The sequence below is a fragment of the Inquilinus sp. CA228 genome, from assembly GCF_052078665.1.
Taxonomy (GTDB): domain Bacteria; phylum Pseudomonadota; class Alphaproteobacteria; order DSM-16000; family Inquilinaceae; genus Inquilinus.
This window is the reverse complement of sequence record NZ_JBQJIK010000160.1, coordinates 1-4,285: the sequence shown is the minus strand read 5'-3', so window position 1 is coordinate 4,285 and position 4,285 is coordinate 1. Positions and strand designations below refer to the sequence as shown.

Annotated in this window: 6 protein-coding genes and 1 riboswitch; of the genes, 5 read left to right on the top strand and 1 reads right to left on the bottom strand. The window is 71.3% G+C overall.

Features of this window, described 5'->3' with window-relative positions; genetic code table 11:
* Positions 1 to 234 (top strand): RsmD family RNA methyltransferase (locus tag ACTOWL_RS37600; protein WP_441326417.1); only part of this gene is annotated, 234 nt, incomplete at its 5' end.
* 52 nt (positions 235 to 286) lie between these two features.
* Here the strand turns inward: ACTOWL_RS37600 and ACTOWL_RS37595 are convergent.
* Positions 287 to 787, bottom strand: coding sequence for a 6,7-dimethyl-8-ribityllumazine synthase (locus ACTOWL_RS37595; protein WP_441326416.1), 501 nt, complete (start codon positions 785 to 787; stop codon positions 287 to 289).
* 73 nt (positions 788 to 860) lie between these two features.
* A riboswitch (FMN riboswitch) is annotated at positions 861 to 1,018 on the bottom strand.
* Between the two features lie 167 nt (positions 1,019 to 1,185).
* Between ACTOWL_RS37595 and ACTOWL_RS37590 the strand changes: the two genes are divergently transcribed.
* From ACTOWL_RS37590 to ACTOWL_RS37575, 4 genes are read left to right on the top strand one after another with little or no spacing between them, the layout of a single operon-like run.
* The gene (locus ACTOWL_RS37590; RefSeq protein WP_441326415.1) at positions 1,186 to 1,398 is read left to right on the top strand and encodes a GFA family protein; all 213 of its coding nucleotides are present in this window, start codon (positions 1,186 to 1,188) and stop codon (positions 1,396 to 1,398) included.
* A gap of 10 nt (positions 1,399 to 1,408) precedes the next feature.
* Complete coding sequence (locus ACTOWL_RS37585; RefSeq protein ID WP_441326414.1) at positions 1,409 to 2,638, top strand: MFS transporter; 1,230 nt, start codon at positions 1,409 to 1,411, stop codon at positions 2,636 to 2,638.
* A complete protein-coding gene (locus tag ACTOWL_RS37580; RefSeq protein WP_441326413.1) occupies positions 2,631 to 3,851 on the top strand; it encodes a trimethylamine methyltransferase family protein in 1,221 nt (406 codons plus the stop codon). Before ACTOWL_RS37585 ends, ACTOWL_RS37580 begins: the two co-directional genes overlap by 8 nt.
* A 51-nt stretch (positions 3,852 to 3,902) precedes the next feature.
* Positions 3,903 to 4,148 carry a type II toxin-antitoxin system VapB family antitoxin gene (locus ACTOWL_RS37575; protein ID WP_441326412.1) on the top strand — a complete coding sequence of 82 codons (246 nt, stop codon included), beginning with the start codon at positions 3,903 to 3,905 and terminating at the stop codon, positions 4,146 to 4,148.
* Positions 4,149 to 4,285: the final 137 nt, after the last annotated feature.

Below are 4,285 nucleotides of genomic sequence, written 5' to 3'. Positions count from 1 at the left end.
GCACTGAAGCCGCCGCCGGCGCGGGCGCAGGCGACTCTGCTGTTCCTCGACCCGCCCTATCGCCAGGGGCTGATCGGCCCGGCGATCAAGGCGCTGGCCGCCGCCGGCTGGCTGGCGCCGGGCTGCCTGGTGGTGGCCGAGACCGCGGCCGACGAGCCGGCGGTGGACGGCCTCGCCCTGCTGGACGAGCGCCGCTACGGCGTCGCCCGCATCGGCTTCGGCCGGGTGGCCTGACCGCGTAGGCTGGGCTCGCCGAGCCGAACCCGGCCCATACGGCCCGCGCTGCTTAAGCCGCCGCGCGCAGGCCCTTGCCGCGCAGCTTCGCCACCGCGGCGATGGTCTTGAGCGCGGCTTCCGCCGCCTCCTTGCCCTTGACCAGGAAATGCTCGCGGAAGAAGGCGGTGTGGGCCTCGTGCTCGTGGAAGTGCTGCGGCGTCAGTACGGCGGACAGCACCGGCACCTCGGTGTCGAGCTGCACCCGCATCAGCGCGTCGATCACCGCGGTCGACACGAATTCGTGCCGGTAGATGCCGCCATCGACGATGAAGCCGGTGGCGACGATGGCGTCGTAGCGGCCGCTCTTGGCCAGCAGCTGGGCGTGCAGCGGGATCTCGAACACGCCCGGCACCTCGAACAGGTCGACCTCGGGGGCCTGGCTGCCGGCCTGGGCGATCTCGGCCAGGAAGGCGGTCTTGCACTGGTCGACGATGTCGCGATGCCAGCACGCCTGGATGAAGGCGATGCGGGGCGCGTCGGTGCGGGAAGACGAAGACAGAGACTGATTCATGGTCATCCTCATGCAACGGACCAGAATCAGGGCATACGGGACCGACCACCAGGACTCGCGCCCGGCCTGCCGTCCCCGTTCTCTTTCATCCGGACTATGACCGTCGGCTTCGGATTCTGACCGAATCTGCTGACCCTGCCGGTTGACCCGGCAGGCGCTCGCGGGCTCGTGCATGCCATTCGGCATGCCATCACCGCCGGTGGGGACTTTCACCCCGCCCTGAGAACGTCCGCCGCCCGGGGGATCCGGACGGCTCCGTCGAATATCGGGAGCCTGCGAAGGCTTGGCAAGACCGGATGCGACAGGATGGTGGCGCGCCTGCGACATCGCGGGACGGGTCCGGCACAATGACGGTGGCCTGGCGGCCGCACCCTGGACTTCGGCGATGGAGGCGAGCGATGGCGGACCAGACCGGCGGCTGCCTGTGCGGCGCGGTGCGCTACCGGGTGACGGGGCCGCTGCGCCCGGTCGTGGCCTGCCATTGCAGCCAGTGCCGCCGCACCTCCGGCCATGTCGCCGCCTTCACCGCCGACAAGGGCGGCTACGACGCCATCACCGACGACCTGCCGCACTGGCCGCAATCGCCATCGCAGCTGCCGGCCGGCCGATAGGAGGACGGCCATGTCTTCCGCGGGGCGGAATCGGAGCATCGAGGCGGTCGTCCTGTTCACCGCCTTCATCGCCTCGACCTACGGCTTCGGGATGTACCTGTTCCCGGCCATCGTCGAGGCCATCCGGCGCGACCTGCCGTTCACCTACGACGCGATGGGCGTGATCTCGGGCTGCGTCCAGGCCGGCTTCATGGTCTGCGCCCTGCTGAGCGGCCTGTTGACCGTCCGCTTCGGCGCCCTGCCGATGATCCTGGGGTCGATCGCCGTCTGCGCCGCCTGCCTGGGCGGGCTGGCCCTGGTGACCGATATCGTCGCCATGGGGGTGCTGCTGGCCATCCTGGGCGGCTGCGCCGCGGCGATCTGGGTGCCGATGGTCGAGGTGTCGAGCGAGATCGTGCCGCGGTCGCACCAGGGCAAGGCGCTGGGGCTGATGTCGTCCGGCACCAGCTACGGCGTCTTCGTCAACGGCCTGCTGATCACCGGCTTCCTGGCGACCGAGGGCTGGCGCTTCCTGTGGGCGACCACCGGCGCGATCGTCGCCGTGCTGGCGCTGGCCGGCTTCCTGCGCCTGCGCCGGCCGGCCGAGGCGAGGCCGGCGGCAGAGACCCCCCGGGCCTCGATCGGCGCCCGGCTGCGGACGCTGCCGCCGGGGCTGACCGCGGCGGTGCTGCTGATGATGTTCCTGAACGGCCTGTCCTGCATGCCGTACCAGACCTATCTGTCGACCTTCCTGCAGGGCGAGGTCGGGCTGTCGCAGGACGTGGCGGCGATGGCCTGGAGCGTGATCGGCGCCGTCGGCATGGTCGGCGGCTTCGCCATCGGCGCCCTGGCCGACCGCATCACCGTGCGCTGGGCGATGGTGCTGACCTACCTGATCCTGGCCGGATCCTGCGTGCTGCTGCTGCAGGCCGCCATCGGCGGCGGCAACCTGCCGGTGCTGTACCTGGCAGTGGTCGCCTTCGGCCTCGCCTTCTATGCCATCTTCGGGCTGGTGCCGGCCTATATCGGCCATGCCTTCGGCGCCGGCCGGTCGGCCCTGGTCTTCGCCTTCGGCAACATCGCGCTGGGCTTCGGCGGCATCGTCGGCAACATGGCCGGCGGCTGGCTGAAGGTCTCGACCGGGTCGTTCCAGGCGATCTATCTGGCGATGCTGGCGGCGGCGCTGTGCTCGGCCCTGCTGGCCGCGGTGATGCCGAGCGAGCGGCGCTTCGCCATGGCGGTCGGAGGCGCCGGTGCCTGAGATCGAAGCGATCGGCGGATGGATCGGGGATGCCGCCCTGGACCGGATCGAGGCCGGCGCCGACCGCGTCCTGGCCGAGACCGGCCTGCGCTTCGAGGACGATCCCGAGACCCTGGCGCTGTGGCAGCAGGCCGGGGCCGAGGTCGACGGCGACCGGGTGCGCCTGGACGGCGCGCGGCTGCGCCGGATCATCCGGGCCACGGCGCCCGCGCATTTCGTGCTGCACGGCCGCAACCCGGCCCGCAGCACCCGCGTCGGGGCCGGCGAGCGCCCGGTCTTCGCGCCGGTCTACGGGCCGCCGAACGTGCTGCGGGAGGACGGCAGCGGCGGCTTCGGCACGCGCGCGGACTACCACCGGCTGATGGCCATGGCCCATGCCGCGCCGGGCCTGGCCAACACCGGCCACATGCTCTGCGTCATCGGCGACGTGCCGGACGCCGCCCGGCCGCTGGAGATGGCGATCGCCCATCTGGCCCTGTCGGACAAGCCGTTCATGGGCACCATCGCGTCCCCCGCCGCGATGCGGCAGGTGATCGACGCCGCGACGGCCGCGATCGGCCCGCTGGACGGCAAGGCGGCCGGCTGCCACCTGCTGCACCTGATCAACGCGACCCCGCCTTTGTCCTACAAGGGCAATCCGCTGAAATGCCTGCGCCTGGCGGCCGAGAGCCGGCAGGGCTGCCTGGTCACCTCCTACATGATGATGGGCGCGACCGGGCCGGTCACCGCCGCCGGCGCCCTGATCCAGGGCTATGCCGAGGTCCTGGCCGGGCTGGCGCTGGCCCAGCTGTGGGCCCCCGGCACGCCGATGATCATGGGCATCTTCGCCATGCCGTTCTCGATGAGCCGCATGGTGCCGGTGTTCGGCGACCCGGCCCTGCATCTGGTGCAGTTCGGCGCCATGGCGCTGGCCCGGCGGCTCGGCATTCCGGGCCGCGGCGACGGCGGCGTCACCTCGTCCCGGCTGGACGACGCCCAGGCCGGGTCCGACGGCAGCCGCGCCACCGCCGCCGCCATGGCCTGCGGCGCCGATTTCATCCTGCACGCCGCCGGCTGGCTCGACAGCGGCCGCTGCACCGGCATCGCCAAGTTCCGGCGCGAGGCGGAAGCCCTGGCCTTCGGCGCCGTATCGGACAGCCTGGAACCGCCCTTGCCGCTGGACCCGGCCCTGGCGACGGAGCTTCGCCGCCAGGCCGACCTCGCGGCGGGGTGAGCGGCTGTCTGTTTCGGTATATTCTACCTGGGCAGACACCTGGGAACCTCCATGGCTCTCGACATCAAGGATCCGGAGACCGAGACGCTGGCCCGCGAGCTGGCGCGGCGGACCGGCGAGTCGATCGCCGAGGCGACCCGGCGTGCCCTGGAGGATCGGCTTCGGCGGGTGGTCGCCGCCGAGAAGGCACCATTGCTGCTCGAGGAGTTGGCGGCGATCCGCAAGCGGGTGGCCGCCTTGCCGGTGCTGGACCACCGCAGCCCGGACGAGATCCTGGGCTACGACGCCGATCCTTAGAGCCAGAAGAGCCAGATGATTTTAGGTCAGATCACGCCAGAACAATCGAACCGGGCAGCGAGTGTCCAGCGGATAGATGGGTGACATTTTAGACCGGATAGATGGGTGACAGATGCGTCGGGGTGGGGCGGCTTCGC

Excerpts from the sequence above, each read along its gene's own strand:
- ACTOWL_RS37590 (WP_441326415.1), top strand. The coding sequence starts at position 1,186 with ATGGCGGACCAGACCGGCGGCTGCCTGTGCGGCGCGGTGCGCTACCGG.
- ACTOWL_RS37595 (WP_441326416.1), bottom strand. The coding sequence starts at position 787 with ATGAATCAGTCTCTGTCTTCGTCTTCCCGCACCGACGCGCCCCGCATC.
- ACTOWL_RS37575 (WP_441326412.1), top strand. The coding sequence starts at position 3,903 with ATGGCTCTCGACATCAAGGATCCGGAGACCGAGACGCTGGCCCGCGAG.
- ACTOWL_RS37585 (WP_441326414.1), top strand. The coding sequence starts at position 1,409 with ATGTCTTCCGCGGGGCGGAATCGGAGCATCGAGGCGGTCGTCCTGTTC.